Here is a 17745-nt window from a genome sequence, read left to right on the forward strand (position 1 = left end):
CGGATCTAATTCGAAAACCGATCAGATAGAGCCTATGAACAACAGCTCTGGCAAATTAGCTCGATAACCGATTCGCTTGATAACCTTCTTTGGGCGGTATTCGTTGAGTATACACACAAATACTCACTGTCATGAAACGCATCGTATTTAGTACCACTGTTCTATGGGTCGGCTTACTGGTCAGTGCTTCTGCCCAAAGCAACCAGGCCCCGACTATGCAGCAAACAACGTCGACGGAAGACAATCGGCGGGCTAACCTACCTAAACCCATGCTGAAAAAAATGAGCGGGCAGGAGCAGAGAAAACTGGAGAAAGGTATGGACACGACCTTGCCCAAAAATCGGCCTAATCCGAATCGGAAACAACGTCGGTTACGGCCTGATTCGCTCCGACGGGGAGGGGCCACGCGGGTCGATACAATTTGATAAGGAACAGACAGTTTCCATCTGCCTGAACCCAACCGATAATTCATAATCGGATTCGAACAAATGAGTAGCTCACAGAGTCTTATTCTAGCTAAAACAAAACAACGTTATGATTAAATTTATGATCGGTGCTTTGCTGATAACGACCACTACGCTGGCCCAGACTGCACCTCAGGCCGCCCAAACGGGTGCGGCCAAACCAGCCTCCGGCCTGACGACAAAGTCAAACGCAAAGGCGACACAGGCCGCATCGGCCTCAGCCTCGAAAGGTACATCGACTTCAGCTACCGCCCGACGCTCTACCAAACCTATACCGAAGCCGTCGCAGAGCGATAATCTGGAGAGCAAAGACAACGCCATTCCCAGTTACAAAAAGGAGAAGGATGCTGGTATCCACAAAACACAGCCAAAATATACGCCACGGCGAACATCGTCAGGTGCCCGACCCGATACAATGAACCAACGGAAACAGTAAAACGATATGTCGGCCGTATGGCCCACCGGCTATACGGCCGACGTATCGTTTATTTCGACTTTTCTTTCTCCCGTTTGCGGGCTTCCCGCTTTTCTTTGCGCTCAGCCTTCCTTTCCGCGCGTTTTTCTTTCCGTTCGGCCTTGCGCTCCGCCCGTTTCGCTTTGTAATCTTCCTTTATGCTCTTGAGCGCGTCCTGCAACGTAATGTTATTGTCGAACTCGCCTTTGAAGGCTTCTATGTATGCATTGCGTAACACACCAAACAGCGTTGGCCAAATGGCTGTCTGTACATCGTCAATCGTCCCATTGAGCGGAATTCGGGTAGCAACCTGGTCGTGCTTCTGATTCTTGAATACAGCCGTTCCGGCCTGCGCAATCAGTTCCGTGAAAAACTTCCCTACCGATCGCCCTTCGTGCTCGTTAAGCTTGAAGATCTTCATGTTTTTGGTCAGCGGCTTGAGGTAGCCATTGAGCTTACTGTTAAGCATGGCCATCTCACTGTAAACGCTCACGGTGCCTCGCTCGAAGTCGAGGTTAGCATACTCTTTGGCCAGTGGATTGAGCTTTAGCAGTTGTAAATCGCTGAACCGGAGATTGTAGTCAAAGTCGGGGACAACTTTCAGCAGATTCATGTTGGCGCTGAAGGTCATTGTACCGCCGTAGCCGGGTACGTTGCCGGTGGCCGTCACGGGCGACGGAAGCTGATTTGCCTTGTCCTCTACGTTCCGAATGTTTCGAACTTCGCCCTGAAACTGTTTGAGTGCAAGATCGGCGCGGGGCTGCGTAACGAGACTGGTTAGATTGATGGTGCCGTTGATGATGGCGAACCGGTTAATGTTGATCGGCAGCAGTTTTTTAAGGTAGGCTGTCCAGTCAACCTCGACCCCGGTCTGGCTGCTGGCTTCACTGTCAGCGAAAGCAAAGTTCAGTTCAGGTTCGTAACACTCTACTTCACTGACGAGCTTACCCTTGAACAGCGACTTCCATTCAATGGACAGGTCCGTTTTGGGAATGAACAGAAACGGTTCTTTGATCTTGCCATTGATCTTGCGAACCCGCAACTCATCGATCTGATAAGCACCCCGAATAAGCTGAATGTCAATATCTTCGACGTGTCCCGTGTAGCCGTCCATGTCGGCCAGGGTCTTGTTAACGTACCGCAGCACAAAATAAGGCAGCAGCAATCGAGCGATAATCACCAGAACGACGAAGGCGATTAGAATCTTGGTTGTGCGGTTCAAAACGGGTGTAGTTGGTGTAACGTCTTGATAAACCTGCGATTGGGGCAATTAGTTAAGGATGCGAATAGAGTAACGGATACTGATTAGCCAACGGGGTACTTGATTGACAGGGTGATCGTCGAGGTATTTTGCTACCGTCATACAACCACTACCTGTCCAATTAGATACCCCGTTCGCTGTTTTCAGTTCTTCGTTATACTAGTTATTCGGAGAGAATTTTCGACCATTCAGTGTCGTGTACTTGAAGTCGGTCGATCCGTTGAAACGGGCGTCGTCGAAGTTAGTGTTACGGGGCAGTTTCGTGTATTTGAAGTCGGCAGTGCTGGTGAACCGAGCTCGTTTGAAATCAGCACTTTCATCGAACTTCGTGTACTTGAAATCGGCGTACCGCTCGAAAGTTACTTGCTGAAAAGCCGACGATTCATTGAACGCAGCATATTTGAAGTCAGCATAATCACCAAACGTTGAGCCGCTGAAATCAGCTACACTGTTGAATTTAGCGTATTTGAACAGGGCTATCTCCCGGAAGGTGTTGTCCGTAAAAATGGCACGTTGCTGAAAATGAGAATACTTGAAGGTCGCATCATCGGTAAAAGTGCAGCTCTCAATTGTTATCGCTTCGGTGAAGTCGGTGTTGTAAACTGTGTTAGTTACGTTCAGGATTTTTCTGTCCTGATCGTCCGTATGATAAGCCAGGAATTTCCCTTTGAACGTACAATTCTTGAAGGTAATCGGTGCTTCGACAACGCTCAGGTATTCCCGCGATTCACCTCTCCAGCTACCCTCGCGTACTTCTCTCCGATTGGCCAGATTCGTCAGATCGAGATCGCCGGTAATGGTTACGTTCTGGTATGAAACGGCTTCTTTACGGTTGATTTTGGCAAGGATAGTCTTGGCATCGACGGTCGATTGAGCCAACGCAGGAACCAGTGCAACGAGGGCGAGCAGGAGTGAGGTAAGTAGTGTTTTCATAATCCGGATGCTTTGCTTGTTTAAGCAAAGATGCAACGGGTTGACGAAAGGTTGCATCAGCCGGTAAACTACGTCGCACTGAGCAAGATTAGTAACGCGATGGTTGCAAAAGCAAAAACCGGCAACTTCGTTCGAGGCTGACGGTTTTTGGGTATTAGTCTACGGTTTTCCGCCGTAATCGGTAGCCTAATCAAGCCACATAACGCGCTCGTAAGCAATTTCGTAATCCATTTCTTCGAGCGGAGTCAGGCCAGCGTAATGGCCCGTTTCGTCGGTCTGAACGGCGTTCCAGCAACCCGATGCATCGCGCAGCAGGAGCCGATAGCCATAGAGCGGATGCAGCGTGTCACCATCGATGCGGTGGTCCCAGCCGGTTTGCAACTCGATCGCAAACGCAATTCGGTCCATAACGTCGCTCATCTGACCCGCCAGGCTGTCTGTACTATCCAGTTCTTCGATCCACAGCACTAATCCATCGGTGCCCCAGTCGAAATTGAGCGGGGTAGGGGTCAGCGTGATAATGGAAGCGTTCATAAGGGTTTGTGGTTTGTGATCTGTTGTTTCTGCGTTTATCCCTTAACGAATCAGCAACGGATAGGCGCAAAAACGACAAATGAATTAGGCAGTCATACTCCAGGCCGGGCTGGAAATCACCGTTCGTTCCTGTTCTTCCTGCCACTTACGAAGCCAGAAGCGGTATTTTTTTCGACCATAGTCGATAAAGCCGGGAATTGACGTGGCATCGACGGCAAAGAGCCGGTGCGGACGCTGCTTCATAACGCCGATGAACACGAACCGGAACTGACGGGTCGATTCCCACTCGGCCAGTCCGCCATCGCGGGCGTCGGCATTACGCAGGCTATCGATGTAAAACGCAGCCTGACGGTCGTAGTCATAGGTGTAGCACGATTCCAGAAACTGAGCCTGTGTGCGGGCTGACGTCGTTTTTACGTCGATAATCAGCGCATTTCGGCGTTTGGGACTGGTATATACCATGTCCAGCCGTGCTTTGCAGGCAATCCCGGTCGTTGGTTCCGTGAAAAGGACCACACGCTCCCGTTCCGACAGGCGTAGGTAGCGCCGGCAGAACGTATCCTGTTTGATCGTCCGCATCAGCGCCGTCAACTGCTCGGTTTGAGCGGGGGCCAACAGATCGTGACCGGATTGCTGCGATGGGCCGACCATATCCGGCAGAAACTGCTCAAAAACAGTACCGATCGTTTCGGGTTCGAGCAGGTGCTGGTGAAAGGCCCGGCCAAACACTTTCGTCTTTTCGGGAATAAAGCGCGCTGACGGAACCGACCAGTACCCCAGCTGTTCTTCTTTTAAGCGCGTCAAATCTGAGTTCGACACGCGGGGCAGTGCGCGGTAATCATCGCCGGGACGAAGCATCGGCTGCGGTAGGGAGATCAACGGTTGAGAAATCATGTAGACTGGTTGATGGGTGTCAATGAGTGTACAGGTAACGCTGGCAAAGGGGGGCTCCCCATCGGCCAGCGTTACTCAGTCGCTTAGCTGCGGCTTAAACCTGTCCAGCCGATAATAGCGGAACGTCGTCGGCTTCTTCGGCAAGATTGGCGAACGGATTGTAGTAGTTCATGGCCGTCTTAATATTGGCAATGTCAGTGAGCGTTTCCTGGCGGAAAATCTTTTGGTTCTGAGCAAATTGCTTCAACTCGGCTGTTTTCTCGACATCGCCCATCTTGTACGAGAAGGTAGAAATGTAGTAGACGCCTTTGGGCTGAATCTTGTTGTTTTCCTTCTTCTCGGCAACGGCTGTGATGACCACATCGGCCAGCGTCAGGTCGTCGTAATAGAGTGGTTCGATGAGCCGGAAAATATTATCGACCGAATACCCGTGGAAAAGAATAGCCGATACACAGTTTTTGTCGTCGATGAAAAAGAGTTCAGCCCAGTTTTTGGTGCCCATGTTCAGGATATTGTCGGTAAATATCCGCCAGGCTACGGGTTGAAACGTGAGCGTGCGCCCTATCTTTTCCGCGCCGTTAATGTTGAACACACCCTCTTTCGCGTCGAATCGGTACTGGCGTGGATGCCCTTCCAGATACTTATACCGCCGGGTGGTTCCACTAGTCACGACATCATTTGCAAGATCTTCCATCTTTTGATGCGGTTTCAGGGCACCATCGCTTTGATTTGTCTCGATTTGGCTTTTGTTTTGTGTGTTCATTAGTATTTGTTGTTTACTGTTCAAGCAGGGGGCCCATTTTGCGGTCCCTTTTGCCTTTTTAAGGAGGTCGTTTACTGACTTAAAGTTACACAGTTTTGCGTAAAAAGCAAACCCGTTCGGCAAGTATTTTAGATGAAATATAGTTACCCGAATTAAGCCATTCAGGGCGGTTTTTAGCTCCATTCAGACGTGTATTTACACGTCTGCCGTTTCGATTGGTTTTTACATAGCTTTGTGTAAAGTCTGCCCTTATCTATGACGATTCATCTCCGTTTACAGCAACTGATCGATGCGCTGGACATCAGCGTTCTTGAGTTTGCCCGGCAGTTGGGTGAGCATCGGGGCGAAAAAGTTTATCATATTTTACACGGTCGGCTGAAACCACGGTACGATACGCTCGAAAAAATTCTGGTAGCCTATCCAAATGTCAATGGCGACTGGTTGCTACGGGGCGACGGGATGATGTTCAAGACCATGAATTCACCGTCGGCGGCCATTACAACTGAGGAGCGCCTGCGGAATGTCGAGTTTTTGCTTTTTCAACTCAATGAACGCATGGCGCTGTTGCAACAAACGAATGATCAGCTCATGGCCGAAGTTATGGCGTTGAAAAAAGGATGAGCGCCGAATGATTAATCAGACCGTGAGTCATTCCATGTTTTTTGCGCATGCTTTGGCTGCGCTACGGCAAACAACGTACGGCTCTTTTGGGTTATAAGTTGAAAAAACACGTAACCTTATGGCAACGACATCACCATTCGATCCAGATAAAGTTGATCCTGAGTTCTATTCGGGTGACCCTAACCAGCACGGCGACTCTGATTACGGTCGCGAATCGGAAGGCGTTGGCACCAATGCTTATAAAGATTCGACATCAGGCATGGATATGGATTCAGAAAACATGCAGGATACGCACGACACTCGTGAAGCCAACCACGGTGTAGGTCGTGTAGGTGAACCGAAAGGTGTAAGTTTTGGCACCGACCAGGGCTGGGACGTTGAACCTGACTCAGTCAATGACTCGGGCCAGCCCAAAGGCAAAATGATGAGCGACGAAGCGGCTAAAAAATTGAGCGAGGTCGCTGAAAACCCATCCGATGACGCGCTGTTTCACCGGTCCGATGCCACCTATCTCGAAGATGGTGACAACCCAAATGAAGGCTATGATCCGCATAACGTTGGTTATGACGGAAAAGATAAAGAAACGTCGCAGTAAAGCGCGCCATACGAGTAATTTGCTAAAAGAGCGACCGGTGAGTAACCGGTCGCTCTTTTTATTGGTAGCCACATAGGGTAGTGTACTGATAGGAACTGGATTCTTTTGTAAACTTGCTCTTTATTTAGTCGAGTCCATAAGGTTCGGGGAATTGCCGCAGCAACCAAGTAGGGAAGGAACACCTGTCAATTGATGCGTGTTTTTTTGCTGGTAGACCTGCCCGCTGGACATACTATCAATCATTCAGTCGTCGGACAGCTCGTCCGCCCCATAGTCTTGCTTATCGAAACCCGTGCCTACGCCCGGGCGGGCCTTCTTGGCAACCCGTCTGATGGCTTTTTTGGTAAAACGATCGCCATTACCGTCCGTAACTTTGGCGCGTCGGTAACGCTCTACCCATCGCCGGAACTGAACATCGAACCACAAGCTCAGGATACGAACGTATTCCGGAGTCTGCACCATCTGCGTGACGCTGTCAGTACGCTGGGCTATCACGGCGGTGTGCCCCTGTTGAAAGCGGCCATCAAAAAATTCGCGGAATACTGCGAAAACGAGCATATCCGGTTACCCAACCAGAATTTTTCGATTCGCTACAACACCTCTATTCCCCGGCAGGTGGGCCTTTCCGGGTCCAGCGCCATCATCGTGGCTACCTTTCGGGCGTTGATGCAATTCTACAACGTGGAGATTCCGTTGCCGATTCTCCCGAATCTGGTTCTTGCCACCGAGGCCGACGAGTTGGGCATCACGGCGGGTTTACAGGACCGGGTCATCCAGTGCTACGAAGGCTGTGTGTACATGGATTTTGATCGGGAAACGATGGAGCGCCAGGGGTATGGTCAGTACGAACCGATCGATCCGCGCCAGCTGCCCAAGTTGTACATTGCCTACAATACCGACCTCGGCAAGCAGTCGGGGCGGGTGCATAACGATGTTCGGTCGCGGTGGTTGAAGGGCGAACCGCTCGTGCTGGAAACGATGCGTTCGATTGCCGATGTAGCCCGCCAGGGCCGGGAAGCGCTCGCTCAACACGATACAAATGCCCTGAGTGAACTGGTAAACCGCAACTTCGATCTACGCACGCAGATTTATGCCATCAGCGACAGCAACCGAAGCCTGATCGAGACGGCGCGTGCCTGTGGTGCTTCGGCGTCATTTACGGGTTCTGGCGGTTCCATTATCGGTCTTTACCGCGACGACGCCATGCTCAATCGACTCTTCGTCGAACTCCGGAAAGTAAATGCCCGCGTTATAAAACCTTATGTCGTTTAACCGCTAAATGTAGTAGAGACCGGTCCGCCGGTGCGGCGATCCCTTGCGTCTTTCTACCCGGATGGTAATCCACTACCTACAGGAGATGCAACGGATTGCGTCTTGACAAAACTAAACATGATAAAAAAAGCTGTTATTCCCGCTGCCGGACTTGGAACCCGGTTTCTGCCTGCTACCAAGGCTCAGCCTAAAGAAATGCTGCCGATCATTGACCGGCCTACCATTCAATACGTCGTGCAGGAAGCCGTCGATTCGGGTATTGAAGACATTCTGATTATTACCGGAAAGGGCAAACGCGCCATCGAAGACCATTTCGACCGCAATTTTGAACTCGAAACCCGACTTGAAGAGAAAGAAGATCAGTTACTGCTGGATGAGATGCGCCGGTTGTCGGACATGGCTAATCTGCACTACGTTCGCCAGCGCGAACTGAACGGACTGGGTGATGCGATCCGGTACGCCAAGCACCACGTTGGGAATGAGCCGTTTGCGGTCCTACTGGGCGATACTATCATGGATTCGGTGATTCCGGTTACCCAGCAACTGATCGACACCTACGCGCAATACGGCGGTTCGGTCATTGCCGTTGAGGAAGTGCCGCACGATAAAGTGAACCGCTACGGCATTGTGGGTGGTAAATCCTTGAACGACCGGATTCTGGAACTGACCACCCTCGTCGAAAAACCATCGATCAGCGAAGCCCCTTCTAATCTGGCCATTGCTGGACGCTACGTGCTGACGCCGGAGATTTTCACGATGTTGGAACAGACCCCGGTTGGTAAAAACAACGAAATTCAGTTGACCGATGCGCTGCTGTTGCTGCTCAAACGCGAGAATCTGTACGCGCACCGCATCGAAGGAAAACGTCACGATATCGGCAATAAGCTTGATTTTTTGAAAACAACGGTCGAATTTGCGCTCAAACGCCCTGAGTTCGCCGATAAGTTTCGGGTATTCCTGAAAGAGATTATTGGGAACGATTGAGGTATTTTTCCGGGGCACCCGCCTTTATGTACAAGTGAATCACAACGGATTGATATCAAGTGCTCGTTCGTCGTGTGTTTCAATAAAATTCTAACAACCCGTCTATTATGAACTACCTGCGCTTATCAGTTGCCAGTCTGCTGGCCCTCGCGCTAACGGTTAACGCGCAAGCGGATAATCTTCCGAAAAAAGGCAAATGGGAAACGCTGTTCGATGGTAAGGACCTGAAGGGATGGCATACGTATCTTAAAGCAGGTCAGCCCGTTGGCGACAAATGGGTCATTGATGATAATGCCATTCACCTCAAAGAAGGGGGCGCGGGCGATCTCGTCACCGATAAGGAATACGGTGATTTTGAGCTGGAGCTGGAGTGGAAAATCGCCGAAGGAGGAAACAGCGGTGTCATCTTCCACGTACACGAAGATCCGCAGTACAAGGCTACTTACCAGACCGGCCCCGAAATGCAGGTCCTCGACAACGAACGTCATCCGGACGCGAAAAAAGGACGCGATGGCAACCGAACAGCGGGTTCACTTTACGATATTCAAAAGCCGGTTACGCCCAATGCGGCTAAACCCGCTGGCGAATGGAATAAGGCCCGTCTGGTCATCCATGATGGAAAAGCGGAACAGTACCTGAACGGCAAGAAGACCGCCGAGTACCCTACCAGCGGCCCGGAATGGGATAAAATGGTGTCGGAGAGTAAGTTTAAAGGGTGGGAAGGCTTTGGCAAATACGCTACCGGCCATATCGCCCTGCAAGACCACGGCAACAAAGTCTGGTATCGTAACATCCGGATTCGCGAATTGTAGTTGAGGTAATGTAGAGACGCAATACCTGGCGTCTTCTGTGCGTCAGCAATTACTGACGCCAGCAATGAAACCATCCGGTTATGAGACGCAAGGTATTGCGTCTCTACCAATCCTAAACCACTATGACCACCCGCCGAACGGCCCTGAAAACTTTGACTGGTAGCGCACTTACGCTGTCACTCACCGATTCCTTAGCAAGCTCCATGAACCAATCTGACGCTGCGGCTCCCCAACTGAAAGGCCGTATCAACCACTCGGTTTGCCGGTGGTGTTATGGTAAAATTCCGCTGGACGATCTTTGCAAAGCCGCCAAAGAAATGGGTATTAAATCCATTGATCTGACGGGACCGGAGGAATGGCCTGTCCTCAAAAAATACGGCCTGACCTCGGCGTTGCCGCAGGGTGCGGGCAAAGGCATCGTTGATGGATTCAACAATCCGAAATTTCACGATGAGCTGGTTGCCAGTTACGAAGCTATTTTCCCTAAGCTGAAAGAAGCCGGATTAAGCACGGTGATCTGTTTTTCGGGCAACCGGAAGGGGATGAGCAACGAAGAAGGGCTCGACAATTGCGCGGTGGGGCTGAAACGCCTGATGCCAAGTGCCGAGAAGTACGGTATCACGATGATCATGGAACTGCTCAATAGCAAAGTTGATCACAAAGATTACATGTGCGATCATACGGCCTGGGGGGTAGAACTCTGCAAGCGCGTTGGTTCGGAAAATTTCAAATTGCTGTACGATATCTACCACATGCAGATCATGGAAGGCGACATCATCCGCACGATTCGCGACAGCAGCAAATACATTGGCCATTACCACACGGGTGGCAATCCGGGCCGGAACGAGATCGACGAAACGCAGGAGCTGTATTATCCGGCCATCATGAAAGCGATTGTTGATACCGGCTTCAAAGGATATGTCGCGCAGGAGTTCATTCCGAAACGGGATCCCTTGAAGAGCCTGAAAGAAGCAGTATTAATCTGCGACGTGTAGCGTAAAGTACCGCAAATGGGTAATCGGCTAAACAGCGAACTGGCGTACCGGATCAGGAACCAATTCACTGTTTAGCCGATTACCCATTTACGTAACCACCCAATTCTCGATTTGGAACCTGTTGATAGCCATCTATTTTTGATTGTCGGAGCGGCTTTGTTTGCCATTGGTCTGGCTGTTGTTCTGCTCAAGCGGCATGCGATTGTCGTGCTGATGGGTATTGAACTGATGCTTAACGCGGTCAATATCAACTTAGTCGCGTTCAGTCAGTATGACCCTGACCGGGTGCAGGGGCAGATGCTGGGCTTATTCGTGATGGTGGTGGCCGCTGCTGAATCAGCGGTTGCGCTGGCCATCGTGTTGCAGGTTTACCGCCATTTCCGAACGGCTCAACTCGATGAGTTGAATGAAATGAACCAGTAAAGCGTTGGGGAAAAGACACTGACCGCTGCGTCTACTGCATTCAGTTCATTTCTGAGCCCGGATTAGATCCAACCTGCTACCTTGTATGAATCCCCAATTCGAACCCATTATCGACGGTATCCTGGAACACGGGTATGGCATTGTCGATGATTTTTTAACCGCGACCGACGTATCCGCTCTGGCACAACGACTTCGTCAGCGTCGGCAGGCGGGTGAATTCAAAGCGGCTGGTATTGGCAATCAGCAGGTGCTGGTCGAAAATAAGATACGGGGTGATGAGATCCTGTGGATCGATGAGGCCACGGCTACGCCTGAAGAAACCGTATTTCTCCGGCGTATTGGCGAGTTCGTTGACTACGTGAATCAAACCTGCTACCTTGGGCTGCGCGACTACGAGTTTCATTACGCATTGTACCCGCCCGGTACGTTCTACAAGCGTCACCTCGACCAGTTTCGGAGCGATTCACGCCGAAAACTTTCCGTCATCTGTTACCTGAATACGGATTGGCAGGAAACTGACGGTGGGCAACTGGCTTTGTTTCTGCCAGACTCTGATAAGGCTGCCGGTTCAGAACGGGAACTAACCATTCAACCCATCGGTGGTCGGCTGGTCTGTTTCGAAAGCGGTCGCCTTGAACACGAAGTGCGCCCTGCAAGCCGAGATCGATTGAGCGTAACGGGTTGGCTAAAAACGGGTTGATACGTTCCGATTTTCACAAGAACGATGCTTATCAACGAAAGGATTAGCTCGTGACTATCTTGTCAATCGTGTCGAATTAGCATTCCCACCGTTACCGAAGCAGGGCAATACGTAGGCAAGTGAGCAATTGGTCATCGCGCATTTTCGATACATCTGGTAAAAAGCAGACGACTTTGCGTTTCGATGCGTTTGCTTCCCCACAGTATATTGGGGATATTTGCGGCCAATTCAGACCGATTCTAAATGCCTGACGACGCTTCCCCACTTGTTTCTTTCCTGATGGTGACTTTGCTGGGGCTACCCTTCGCCGGATTCCTGGCGTTGATGCGCGCCAACCGTAGTCTGTCGGGAATGCTGGCTATTGGGTTGACAGGGTTGGGATTAGTGCTGTCGATGGTTGCCGTAATGCAACTGCCGCAGGAGGCTGTTACGATTCGGTCGGCCTGGGCAACCGTGTCGGGCGTGTCGTTTGGTGTTAGCTTTCGGCTGGATAGTCTGAGCGGCCTGATGCTCGTGCTGGTTCATTTTGTGGCACTGCTGGTTCAGCTCTACTCGCTATCCTATCTCCACGATGAGCCAAAACTGGCGCGTTATTTTGCGTACCTGCAACTGTTTGTTGGAGCCATGCTCGGCATCGTTCTGGCCGGTAATTTGCTGGTTATGTACGCCTTCTGGGAACTGGTCGGCCTGGCATCTTATCTGTTGATCGGGTTCTATACCGAACGGCCAGCCGCATCCAAAGCCGCCAAAAAAGCTTTCCTGATGAATCGGGTTGGCGATATTGGGTTTCTGATCGGTATTTTTCTAACCTATTACTATTTCGATACCCTCGAATTTGATACGCTGCTAACGACAGACATAACTCGTGTTCCGTCAACGGCCCTTGGGTTGTGTCTCTTTCTGGGCTGCGTTGGAAAATCGGCCCAATTTCCGCTGTTGACTTGGCTACCCGACGCCATGGAGGGGCCAACCCCCGTGTCGGCTCTGCTCCATGCGGCCACGATGGTAGCGGCTGGAATTTTTCTGCTGGCCCGAATTCACCCGTTGCTATCACCCGATGCACTCGTAGTGATTGCACTGGTAGGCACCATCACGACGATTCTGGGGGGCTATTCAGCAGTGTTTCAGTCGGATATCAAAAAGGTGCTGGCGTTCTCAACGGTTTCGCAACTGGGGCTGATGGTTGCTGGAATGGGAACAGGCAATGTCGGCGGAGCGATGTTTCATCTGCTGACGCATGCGTTCTTCAAGGCTGGTCTCTTTCTGAGTGCGGGTGCCGTAATTCACGCGGTCAACACGCAGGATATGCGGCAGATGGGCGGACTACGAAAAGTCTTACCAACAACATTCATCGCATACAGTGTTTGCGTGGCTGCGTTGGCCGGCCTGCCTTTTTTCTCCGGCTTTCTATCGAAAGAAGCCATTCTCGGGGGTGCTTTCGGCTGGGCTGGCGAGCAGACAAGCGCCCTGGCCTACATGGTTCCGGTTCTGCTGCTCGGCTCATCCGGACTGACCGCCTTGTACATGGCCCGGCAATGGCGACTGATTTTCTTCGGGAGTTACCGGAACGAATCGAACTCGCTGGCCCATGCGCACGAACCCGACTGGCTCATGCGGGGTCCGGTTGTGATTCTGGCGATGTTATCCGTATGGTTCTGGTTTTCTGTCAATCCCTTTTCCGGTCATTCGAGCTGGTTCTTTCAGTTAATACCGGTGGCCGAAGAACCGGCCATCTGGTGGCTGGCTCCGATGTCGATCGGGCTCGTAGCGGCTGGGGGGTGGGTTGGCTTTCAGATGCGCGAACCGAACAACACACATGGGTATGTTCGCCTATCATTGGAATACGGATTTTTAGATACGATCTATCACTACCTGCTTATCAATCCAACGCATAAACTGGCCCTGCTGCTTAGCCGAGCGGACCGGCGTGTGGTCGATGGAACCGTCAATGGCCTGGGCGTCTCGACTGTGGTGCTGGCGCAGATTACCAACGCTATCGACCGATTCGGTATAGACGGTCTCATAAACGGTATTGCCTGGACGGCTGGTCAGTTGGGCCAGTTAACGCGATCCGTGCAGAACGGTCGGGTTCAGTCGTACATAACGGTGGCTGTTGCTGGGTTGCTGGTATTGCTTTGGTGGCTTTTATAACGCGGACGATCCGCCGTGGGGCGTAGTTCCTCAATCAGTGCTATAAATCGCGGGCTTACCTGCGTTCTGTATGATTCTTTCGTTACTCGTTTTTATTCCGCTGCTTGGTTCCCTGCTGGTAGCGTTATTGCCTGAGGGTCAAAAAAATCAGTTTCGATTGATTGCTTTGGGCGTTACATTGGCCGATCTGGTGCTGGCTGGGCTGGCTTATGCGGCTTTTGATACCACAGTCGCTGGTTATCAATTGCTGGAAAAAGCCGACTGGATTACATTGCCGCTGGGTGGCCTGGGCGTTGCGTCGATTGATTATTTAGTTGGTGTCGATGGGTTTAGCTTGCCACTGGTCGTGTTGTCGGCGGTCGTTATGGTAATCGGCGTTGTGTCGTCCTGGAACATGACTCACCGGCTCAAAGCCTATTACTCCCTTTATCTGTTATTGACCGGCACGATCATGGGTTGTTTCGTTGCCCTTGATTTTTTTCTGTTCTTCCTGTTTTTCGAGTTCATGCTCCTGCCGATGTACTTTCTCATTGGCCTGTGGGGCGGACCACGCCGGGAATACGCATCCATCAAATTTTTCCTGTACACGCTGCTGGGTTCGTTGCTGATTCTACTGGTTATGATCGGCTTGTATCTGTCGGTGATAGATCCGGTTAGTACCGCGGTTATGGCTGGACTGGCTCCCGATGCATCGGCCGTCACGGATGAGATGATCCGTATGATTCAGGCGTATTTGCAAAATGGCCAGCTCAATCCGGCTCAGGTCGTTCACACCTTCGATATGCGTTATCTGGCCGATGGTGGCAATTACCTTCCCAATGCGTTTCTGAATCCGGTCTCTGAGCCAATCATTCTGGGCCTTCCCGCCCGTATGCTGGCGTTTTGGGCAGTATTTCTCGGCTTCGCCATCAAACTGCCAATCGTGCCGTTACATACCTGGTTACCCGATGCGCACGTAGAAGCGCCGACACCCGTTTCTGTGGTACTGGCCGGTGTGTTGCTTAAAATTGGGGGCTACGGGTTTCTGCGTATCGTCTGGAATTTCTTTCCGGATGGGGCGGCTGAATATGCTCAGACCCTCGCCCTGCTGGGCGCGCTATCCATCGTGTATGGTGGACTGAATGCGTTGGCGCAGACCGATCTGAAGAAGATGATTGCCTACTCGTCGGTGTCGCACATGGGGTTCGTGCTGCTGGGCGTGGCCTCGCTAACGGCGGAGGGCATCAACGGGGCCGTTTACCAGATGGTCAGTCATGGCGTCTTATCGGCGATGCTCTTTCTGCTGGTGGGGGTCGTATATGATCGTACCCACGACCGACGGATCGATTCGTACCGTGGCCTGATGCAAATTATGCCACATTACACGATTCTGACCGCGATCGCATTCTTTGGCTCGCTGGGACTGCCGGGTTTTTCGGGCTTTGTGGGAGAACTATTCACGCTGATGGGCAGTTTCCAGTCAGCATGGTTGCCCGGCTGGGTGACGGTTGTTGCGGCAACGGGTATTTTGCTGGCTGCGGCCTATTTTCTCTGGACGCTCCAGCGGATGTTCTTCGGCCCGACCTGGATACGGCCCTCTGAGGGTCATTCGGGTGAAACCATGACCCTCCCGGACCTGACGTCCCGCGAAAAATTGCTACTGATTCCCCTAGGACTAATGGCGCTCGTATTGGGTATTTTCCCCAATATCGTCTTTAACCTGAGCGGAGTAACCGTGGCGCAATGGCTGGTAAAATTCGCCGTGGAATAGCCTATTTTCCGTATCTCCGCTTCCGGACGACCTGCCAGACACCGCCAATGAGTCCCACCAATGCCAGTGGTCCCAGCAAATTAAGTGCCTGCCAGCCGGTTCGATTGGCGTCAACGCGGATTTTGTCGAGCGGACGGAGCGTTACGGTACGGGCGCGGGCGGCAATGACACCATTCGGATCGACCAGGTAATCAATCGCGTTCAGCGCAAAATCCTTGTTGGCAAACGTGGTGCGGGTAAATCGATCGAAACCCAGTGGATAGGGGGCATTGCGCTTATAATCCACATCATTCACGATTAGGTCACCATCTGAACAGACCAGCACCCGCGAAGCCGCGCCCTGCGCCCGAAAACCTGCCGCCCGTGGATCACCCGGTAAAATCCGGTTGGTAAATAGCGATTGAAACGTCCCTTCGAGCAGATAAGCAATACTACGAACGCCATCGGTGTAGGTCTGCGGATCGGGCTGTTGACGGGCCTCGTTATACGATATCAACACCGGGGCTTTCAGAACTTTGGTGTACTGCGAAGTCAACAACAGGGGCGTTTTCTGAATACCTACCGACCGTACCGTATCCAGCGTACTCACGAACCGGCCCAATACGCGGTCTAGATTGCGCACGATGGGGTTACCGCTCGTTCCAAAATTGTTCAGTAAGGGATAAAAGCGCCACGGTAGAAGCTGCACATTGGGTTTGTCGCCAATATTGCCCACGTTGAGCGGGATGGGTGCGCAGTACATGTCTTTCACCACGTCTCGGTTCAGGCGAACACCCCACCGGAAAAACAGATCGTCGAGGCCGAGATTGATCGGTTGCGCGTACGTGCCTTCGTTATTGACGCTGTCCACGCGCTGCCCATCGACAAAAAACAACGCTCGACCACCCTTGACGACGAACTGATCGAGTTTGAAAATCTCATCTTCCGAAAAAGGACGATCCGGTTTTGGAACGAGTACGGCATCCAGCCCTTCGATGGGCCCCGGCTTGGTCATGTCGATGAAAAAGAGGAGGTAGTTTTCCTGCACCGAAGCCAGCAAATCAGCAAATCGGGAGGGCGGAACCTGCGTGTGGCCGTACAGCAAGCCGATGCGCCGACGCGTCTCGTCCGTCTGGGTGAGCTTCCGAATCGCGGACGCCAGCTGAAACTCAACGCCTTCGTATGACTGGTTGAGCTGCTCTTCTTTCGATGCCGCTTTGTTCCCTTTCAGCAACAGAACGCCCGTTTCCTTGCCTTTATAGGAGACGACAACGCCCGGAAAGACCAGTTTTTCGGTGCGTTTTCCGCCTTCACTGGCGACCAGATTTGTTGGTAATAATCCCTGCTGCTGAAGTTTGTCGATGAGTTTGTTCTTGGCATCGACATTGGTAAGCTGGTCCGGATCGACGAAGCGGTACGTAATTTTTCGCCCCGAGTTGACAGCCTGAAACTCGTCCAGTGTTTCGCGTACCGCCTGTTCGAGCCGTTTGAACGCCGGTGGCAGGTCGCCCGTCAGGTACACATCGATATGCACATCGTCGGGCAGATTGGTCAACAGCGTTTGAGTCGCCGTAGATAACGTATATCGTTTCTCCTGCGTGAGATCGAGTCGAAAAAAAACGAATGCCGATAAAACGTTGAGGACGATGAGAGCCGCAATACCAAGCAGCGTACGGGAAGAAGCAAATTTCATACGGGACTATAACGAGTAACCGAGCCATTAAATTTTTCGGAGTAGAATGGCTCCGTCACCTTGCATCAATTCAACCGATCAACAGGAATCGTACGAAGAAGTTCCTGAGCATCCGTTTGCGCAACGATAGGACTTTCAAGTGAGGTTGGTTCGATGCCAAGTTCTCTCATCAGCCGATATTGTCGCGCTTCCAGAAACGTTAACCGGGACAAGACCTGACTCAGCCGGGTTTCCTGCTCATCCTGTTTCGTCTGGAGCAAGGCTACCTTGCGTTCCAGTTCGTCAATACGTTCGTGATCATTCATCGTGGGTGGGGTTATGGGTGGTCAATTTTACGTCAATTCAGCCAGAAAGTGAAGTGATTGTCGTTATTTTTCGTTCGCGACGCAACCCTTCCGTCAACCGCTCCGTATTGACGACTGAACCGGTTCAACTGTTCTGTTTTTTAACCTTATAACACAGTTGAG

The 17745-nt window shown here is 51.6% G+C and carries 19 protein-coding genes; 12 read left to right on the forward strand and 7 right to left on the reverse strand.

Translation table 11 applies throughout. The annotated features are described in order from the left end of the window. Positions 1-131 precede the first annotated feature (131 nt). Positions 132-425 (forward strand): hypothetical protein, encoded by a 294-nt coding sequence (locus GK091_RS02610; RefSeq protein ID WP_164035060.1) that lies wholly within the window; start codon positions 132-134, stop codon positions 423-425. Between the two features lie 109 nt (positions 426-534). Next, a complete protein-coding gene (locus tag GK091_RS02615) occupies positions 535-900 on the forward strand; it encodes a hypothetical protein (RefSeq protein ID WP_164035061.1) in 366 nt (121 codons plus the stop codon). A gap of 49 nt (positions 901-949) precedes the next feature. Here GK091_RS02615 and GK091_RS02620 read toward each other — a convergent pair whose 3' ends face one another. The 5 genes from GK091_RS02620 to GK091_RS02640 all read right to left on the reverse strand — a co-directional run bounded on the left by GK091_RS02620 (position 950) and on the right by GK091_RS02640 (position 5303). Continuing rightward, positions 950-2140 carry a DUF748 domain-containing protein gene (locus tag GK091_RS02620; RefSeq protein WP_164035062.1) on the reverse strand — a complete coding sequence of 397 codons (1191 nt, stop codon included), beginning with the start codon at positions 2138-2140 and terminating at the stop codon, positions 950-952. Positions 2141-2338: 198 nt separating this feature from the next. Next, positions 2339-3112 (reverse strand): pentapeptide repeat-containing protein, encoded by a 774-nt coding sequence (locus GK091_RS02625; protein ID WP_164035063.1) that lies wholly within the window; start codon positions 3110-3112, stop codon positions 2339-2341. Between the two features lie 186 nt (positions 3113-3298). Next, a complete protein-coding gene (locus GK091_RS02630) occupies positions 3299-3646 on the reverse strand; it encodes a hypothetical protein (RefSeq protein WP_164035064.1) in 348 nt (115 codons plus the stop codon). A gap of 84 nt (positions 3647-3730) precedes the next feature. After that, entirely contained in the window at positions 3731-4540 is an 810-nt protein-coding gene (locus tag GK091_RS02635) for a PD-(D/E)XK nuclease-like domain-containing protein (RefSeq protein ID WP_164035065.1), read from the reverse strand. A gap of 94 nt (positions 4541-4634) precedes the next feature. After that, positions 4635-5303: a hypothetical protein gene (locus GK091_RS02640; protein ID WP_164035066.1), complete on the reverse strand. Its 669-nt coding sequence runs from the start codon at positions 5301-5303 to the stop codon at positions 4635-4637. A 255-nt stretch (positions 5304-5558) separates the two neighbouring features. On the opposite strand from GK091_RS02640, the gene GK091_RS02645 reads away from it, so the two are divergent. From GK091_RS02645 to GK091_RS02690, 10 genes are all read left to right on the forward strand, one after another. Continuing rightward, positions 5559-5924, forward strand: coding sequence for a helix-turn-helix transcriptional regulator (locus tag GK091_RS02645; protein WP_164035067.1), 366 nt, complete (start codon positions 5559-5561; stop codon positions 5922-5924). Positions 5925-6042: 118 nt separating this feature from the next. Next, positions 6043-6519, forward strand: coding sequence for a hypothetical protein (locus GK091_RS02650; protein ID WP_164035068.1), 477 nt, complete (start codon positions 6043-6045; stop codon positions 6517-6519). Between the two features lie 276 nt (positions 6520-6795). Continuing rightward, positions 6796-7791, forward strand: a complete 996-nt coding sequence (locus tag GK091_RS02655; protein ID WP_164040517.1) for a mevalonate kinase family protein — start codon at positions 6796-6798, stop codon at positions 7789-7791. 117 nt (positions 7792-7908) lie between these two features. Beyond that, positions 7909-8775, forward strand: coding sequence for a UTP--glucose-1-phosphate uridylyltransferase GalU (gene galU, locus GK091_RS02660; RefSeq protein ID WP_164035069.1), 867 nt, complete (start codon positions 7909-7911; stop codon positions 8773-8775). A 107-nt stretch (positions 8776-8882) separates the two neighbouring features. Further along, entirely contained in the window at positions 8883-9587 is a 705-nt protein-coding gene (locus GK091_RS02665) for a 3-keto-disaccharide hydrolase (protein ID WP_164035070.1), read from the forward strand. Between the two features lie 122 nt (positions 9588-9709). Beyond that, positions 9710-10582 carry a hydroxypyruvate isomerase family protein gene (locus GK091_RS02670; RefSeq protein WP_164035071.1) on the forward strand — a complete coding sequence of 291 codons (873 nt, stop codon included), beginning with the start codon at positions 9710-9712 and terminating at the stop codon, positions 10580-10582. Between the two features lie 111 nt (positions 10583-10693). After that, positions 10694-11005 (forward strand): NADH-quinone oxidoreductase subunit NuoK, encoded by a 312-nt coding sequence (gene nuoK / locus GK091_RS02675; RefSeq protein WP_164035072.1) that lies wholly within the window; start codon positions 10694-10696, stop codon positions 11003-11005. Positions 11006-11090: 85 nt separating this feature from the next. Beyond that, positions 11091-11705 (forward strand): 2OG-Fe(II) oxygenase, encoded by a 615-nt coding sequence (locus GK091_RS02680; protein ID WP_164035073.1) that lies wholly within the window; start codon positions 11091-11093, stop codon positions 11703-11705. A gap of 243 nt (positions 11706-11948) precedes the next feature. Beyond that, positions 11949-13856, forward strand: a complete 1908-nt coding sequence (locus GK091_RS02685) for an NADH-quinone oxidoreductase subunit 5 family protein (RefSeq protein WP_164035074.1) — start codon at positions 11949-11951, stop codon at positions 13854-13856. A gap of 70 nt (positions 13857-13926) precedes the next feature. After that, positions 13927-15606, forward strand: coding sequence for a complex I subunit 4 family protein (locus GK091_RS02690; protein WP_164035075.1), 1680 nt, complete (start codon positions 13927-13929; stop codon positions 15604-15606). A gap of 1 nt (position 15607) precedes the next feature. Here GK091_RS02690 and gldG read toward each other — a convergent pair whose 3' ends face one another. Together gldG and GK091_RS02700 are read right to left on the reverse strand one after the other, a co-directional pair. Then, positions 15608-17278, reverse strand: coding sequence for a gliding motility-associated ABC transporter substrate-binding protein GldG (gene gldG, locus GK091_RS02695; RefSeq protein WP_164035076.1), 1671 nt, complete (start codon positions 17276-17278; stop codon positions 15608-15610). Between the two features lie 65 nt (positions 17279-17343). Then, a complete protein-coding gene (locus GK091_RS02700) occupies positions 17344-17583 on the reverse strand; it encodes a hypothetical protein (RefSeq protein ID WP_164035077.1) in 240 nt (79 codons plus the stop codon). Between the last annotated feature and the right edge of the window lie 162 nt (positions 17584-17745).

The organism is Spirosoma agri, assembly GCF_010747415.1.
Taxonomy (GTDB): Bacteria; Bacteroidota; Bacteroidia; order Cytophagales; family Spirosomataceae; genus Spirosoma; species Spirosoma agri.